At 41.6% G+C, this 3868-nt stretch carries 6 protein-coding genes and 1 pseudogene; 6 read left to right on the forward strand and 1 reads right to left on the reverse strand.

Going from position 1 to position 3868, the window contains the following annotated elements:
• The 3 genes and pseudogenes from C7Y66_RS31515 to C7Y66_RS33200 form a co-directional block, all read left to right on the forward strand.
• Positions 1–180 (forward strand): annotated as a pseudogene (locus tag C7Y66_RS31515) (hypothetical protein); the annotation flags it as partial.
• 32 nt (positions 181–212) lie between these two features.
• Positions 213–980, forward strand: coding sequence for a proteasome-type protease (locus tag C7Y66_RS30080; RefSeq protein WP_106548337.1), 768 nt, complete (start codon positions 213–215; stop codon positions 978–980).
• Between the two features lie 198 nt (positions 981–1178).
• Positions 1179–1313 (forward strand): hypothetical protein, encoded by a 135-nt coding sequence (locus C7Y66_RS33200; protein WP_015154731.1) that lies wholly within the window; start codon positions 1179–1181, stop codon positions 1311–1313.
• 53 nt (positions 1314–1366) lie between these two features.
• Here the strand turns inward: C7Y66_RS33200 and C7Y66_RS30085 are convergent, their stop codons facing one another.
• A complete protein-coding gene (locus tag C7Y66_RS30085; protein ID WP_106548338.1) occupies positions 1367–2350 on the reverse strand; it encodes a Rieske 2Fe-2S domain-containing protein in 984 nt (327 codons plus the stop codon).
• Positions 2351–2508: 158 nt separating this feature from the next.
• Here C7Y66_RS30085 and C7Y66_RS30090 point away from each other — a divergent pair, with 158 nt between their 5' ends.
• From C7Y66_RS30090 to C7Y66_RS30100, 3 genes are read left to right on the forward strand one after another with little or no spacing between them, the layout of a single operon-like run.
• Positions 2509–2775 carry a type II toxin-antitoxin system ParD family antitoxin gene (locus tag C7Y66_RS30090; protein ID WP_106548339.1) on the forward strand — a complete coding sequence of 89 codons (267 nt, stop codon included), beginning with the start codon at positions 2509–2511 and terminating at the stop codon, positions 2773–2775.
• A complete protein-coding gene (locus C7Y66_RS30095; protein WP_106548340.1) occupies positions 2772–3077 on the forward strand; it encodes a type II toxin-antitoxin system RelE/ParE family toxin in 306 nt (101 codons plus the stop codon). The genes C7Y66_RS30090 and C7Y66_RS30095 overlap by 4 nt, the downstream gene beginning before the upstream one ends.
• 7 nt (positions 3078–3084) lie before the next feature.
• Positions 3085–3714 (forward strand): TetR/AcrR family transcriptional regulator, encoded by a 630-nt coding sequence (locus C7Y66_RS30100; protein ID WP_106548341.1) that lies wholly within the window; start codon positions 3085–3087, stop codon positions 3712–3714.
• Positions 3715–3868 lie beyond the last annotated feature (154 nt).

Consider the following 3868-nt stretch of genomic DNA (forward strand, 5'->3'; position numbering starts at 1 on the left):
CTTCCCCACGACCGAAGGAAGTGGGGATTAGGGGGCGAAGGGGGACAAGGGAGAGAAGAGAGCGCTTGGGAGAGTCGCCCAGCTGAGGGAGCTGAGGGAGAAAACATACCACGCACCACTCACCACTCACCACGCACCACTCAATTACCCATTACCCATTACCACTTACAATTACTGTAAAATTTTATGGTCAAAAATGACCCAAAACTATTGTGACTTACTGCCTGGGCATCATTACCAAATACGGTTTAGTTATGGCGGCGGACTCGCGCACGAATGCCGGGGTAGACTACGTATCTACATATCAAAAGCTATTTGATTTTTCCCAGCCAGGAGAACGGGTCATTCTGCTCTGTACGGCAGGAAATCTTTCGGTGACGCAAGGCGCGATCGCGCAGATGCACAGAGATATTAGAATTCCAGAAGAGGCTAATTTACATACCCTGCCAACACTCTACGATGTTGCTCGTTATGTTGGAGCTAAAATTCGGCAGATTCAAGAACAAGACCGTGTATGGCTGAAGCAAGATGGTATCGATGTCCAATGTACTCTGCTTTTGGGGGGACAAATTCAGGGACAACCACCAGAACTTTACATGATTTACAGTCAAGGCAACTGCATTCATGCCACTTCAGAAACTCCATTTATGCAAGTTGGCGAGACTAAGTACGGGAAACCCATTCTAGACCGCATACTGGATTTTAACACGACATTGGAAGCAGCAGCTAAGTGTGCGTTGTTGTCGATTGACTCTACGATGAAGTCTAATATTTCTGTGGGACCGCCAATTAATTTAGTGGTGTATGAAAAGGACTCTTTCAAAGTCCAACACGATTTGCGGTTGCGGTTGGGTGCGCCATATCTCACTAAAATTCGCCAGCAGTGGGAGACTTCGTTGCGGGAAGCCTTTGAGCGAATGCCTGATATTGATTGGGAACGCGATACGGGTGGAAATGTGGAAGAGTTTCTCGATCCTTAAATTGACTATGCGTTTGCGGAATCAAGGTGTGTTGTCCTGTTGTAAAATTCAAGAGAATTTGGCGATCGCAATTTAATCCACGTCACCAAGTCCTCATATTTTCACAAACTATTTACCAAAAATTTCTGCTTCCTTCACAAACTATTCACCATTTTGGTTTAACTTCAAAATTAATCAGTAACAGAGGAGATTCACACCATGACTTCCTACATTCCTTTTGAAAACGCACTTATATTCCTAGCTGCTGCTTATTTGGCTTCTGTTTTCGGAATTATGGCTGTTTCTCAATTCTGCTTGGCTGTGATTGAAACTTCTGAAGAATCAGTTAAGTAATTCAATAAATAGTATGTCTTGATACAGTATTTTTTAAAGCAACGTGCGTACTGTTATCGAGAAAAATTTGGCTCTACAATTGCTGGAAAGCTAGCATAGTTGCGCCGCACCCAATCCATACCCACCTCGTTATTGAGTTTAATGTGTTGAGGTGTGTTGGTATAAAGTTTACTTAAGATATCTGCATCTTGCTCGATGACGACTTCTACTAGTCGCAAGAGGTTTCGTTTAATTAAATGAGCAATCGGGTGATGTGCTTTCACAAACATCAGAACGTAGACGCGAGAGTGAGTTTCTGATTCGGGAAGGTAAAAATGGCATTCTTTTAAGCTTAAAAGTGGACTCTCGCCGTGTACCATGCCCATAAATGGAAAGAAGTTTTCTAAATGAGCTTCTAATACTTGAGGCATTGCCAAGAGTCCAGGGTTTTTGAGGAAATCTTGTAGATTTGGTTTTTTTCGCAGTTGCGCAATGTAGGCATGGGAATGCAATCCATCGTCAATAAACTGTTTGAGTTGAACTTCCTCAATTTCAAATAGCGATCGATGAGTGCCGTTTTGATGGTTATAGTCGTGCATATTCAGCAGTAGACTGAGAAAATCGGTCTTAATACTGCGATCGCCTGTATAACCGACAAATTCATACTCTGCTGCAATTTCGTTTAAAATTGTCGGAATTGGGATTATAGGCTCAAATCCACCGTAAGACCAAATAAAATCGCCTTGTACGATTAATTCTAACGGTTGTAATAAAGATTTAGTCGGTTTGTTAGTACCTGGTAAAACCGTACAGCCAGTACGATCGAATTCTAAGGCATGAAACGGACATGCGATCGCGCTACTACCATCAGATTTTTTCACGCACCACCCTTCCGATAACATTGCACCCATGTGCGGACATGCATTCGGCAAGCAACAAATGTTACCCGCACTATCCTGCCAAAGTACGTAGTCTTTACCGTAAAGCGACACCTTCATCGGCTGATTCGGCTTGAGCATAGAACGGTGCGCTAGCAGCAACGGTGCGCCTTGTAGCATGATGAAAACTGCCTTGAAAATAACTTACTAATTAATTAGTAAGTTTAGAGAGATGAAGGGGCGATCGTCAAGTCATTCAGCTATTCTGAATTACAGTTCGACTATTGGGAGATAGCTCAGCAGATACCTTATGATAAGGGTAAACAAAAATATTCAGTATGAATATCACCCTTAAACCAGAGCAAGAAAAGACAGTGCAGACTTTGCTGGCATCAGGCAAATTCCATAGTGTAGAGGAAGTCATACAAGCAGCACTCCACCTACTAGAAGAAGATTATCGTGGATATCAGCAGTGGCTTGAAGAAGTTCGTGTCAAGATTGACGAAGCGACTGAAGCATCAAAACATACTCCGCCTATTGATGGTGAAACTTATGTTGCTCAGTTGCTAAAGCGTTTTCAGCAAGCGCGTGAAGCTCAGAAATGACTCGCTATGTTATCAACATTGTCGCCAGCCGAGATCTGATGGAAATTTCAGACTATTTTTACTCGCGTAACATTGAGGCGGGAGAGCGCTTTTTTCAAAAATTTACTCGGAAGTGCGAACAGTTAGTTGCTTTTCCTAATTTAGGCAGAAGCTATGCCAGTATTCAGCCAGGTTTGCGCGGAGTTTCTCTAGAAAACTATGTCATTTTCTATAAAGTAACAGAAAATGGTATTGAAATTATGCGAGTTGTGAGTGGTAGGCGTGACTTACAATCTTTATTTGAAGTTTCAGAAGATAATTAAGTAAGAAATGCGGCGATCGCACCCTATTAAAAAACAATTTCGAGATGCAGAAGCGACACAAAAACAGATTCTTGATGCCGCAGAATTAGAGTTTGCCAGACATGGACTCAAAGGCGCTAGAATGAGCGATATTGCCGATCGCGCTCAAATTACAACTGCGACAATTCACTACTATTTCGAGAACAAAGAAGGTTTATACAAAGCAGTTTTGCAGCGTCCAGTTAACGAAGTTCAGGCGATGGTAAGTCAACTAAAACTAGACGATTTATCACCAGAAGAAGCACTCAAACAAATTATTCGAGTTGCGATCGCCTACGAAGCAAAAAATCCCTATCGTCAGATGCTTTGGTTTCAAGAAGCCAGCCAAAATCAAGGTTTTTATTTCAAACAAAGTAACGTAGAAAGTCTACACGAACACTTACTTAAAGTTTTGAATCGTGGTATGAAAGCAGGTTGTTTTCGTTCCCTCAATCCATTTTTAACATTAACTCATATTTTAAGCGTTTGTATTTTTTACTTTACCGTACACGAGAATTGGAAACATTTAGAGAATGGAAGCGATCGCCTTAGTCGAGAAATGGTAGAAAAACATACTGAGGCAGCAATTGAATTTATTTTGGCAGCGGTAAAAAACTAATCTGAATCTGCCGAACAATATTTATCTATCTCAAACGTCATGTACATTTTATAATATAGCGATTCTCGTTATGATGCGATACATTCGTAGGGGCGCACAGCTGTGTGCCCCTACATATCTTGTATTTCATTGAATTGAAAAAGCCTATAATTGC

Origin of the sequence: Chroococcidiopsis sp. CCALA 051, from assembly GCF_003015105.1 — a bacterium.
In the GTDB taxonomy this organism is placed as follows: Bacteria; Cyanobacteriota; Cyanobacteriia; order Cyanobacteriales; family Chroococcidiopsidaceae; genus Chroococcidiopsis; species Chroococcidiopsis thermalis.

Bases quoted from the DNA above. Each gene is read 5' to 3' on its own strand.
- C7Y66_RS33200 (WP_015154731.1), top strand. From the start codon at position 1,179: ATGACTTCCTACATTCCTTTTGAAAACGCACTTATATTCCTAGCTGCT.
- C7Y66_RS30085 (WP_106548338.1), bottom strand. From the start codon at position 2,350: ATGCTACAAGGCGCACCGTTGCTGCTAGCGCACCGTTCTATGCTCAAG.
- C7Y66_RS30090 (WP_106548339.1), top strand. From the start codon at position 2,509: ATGAATATCACCCTTAAACCAGAGCAAGAAAAGACAGTGCAGACTTTG.
- C7Y66_RS30095 (WP_106548340.1), top strand. From the start codon at position 2,772: ATGACTCGCTATGTTATCAACATTGTCGCCAGCCGAGATCTGATGGAA.
- C7Y66_RS30100 (WP_106548341.1), top strand. From the start codon at position 3,085: ATGCGGCGATCGCACCCTATTAAAAAACAATTTCGAGATGCAGAAGCG.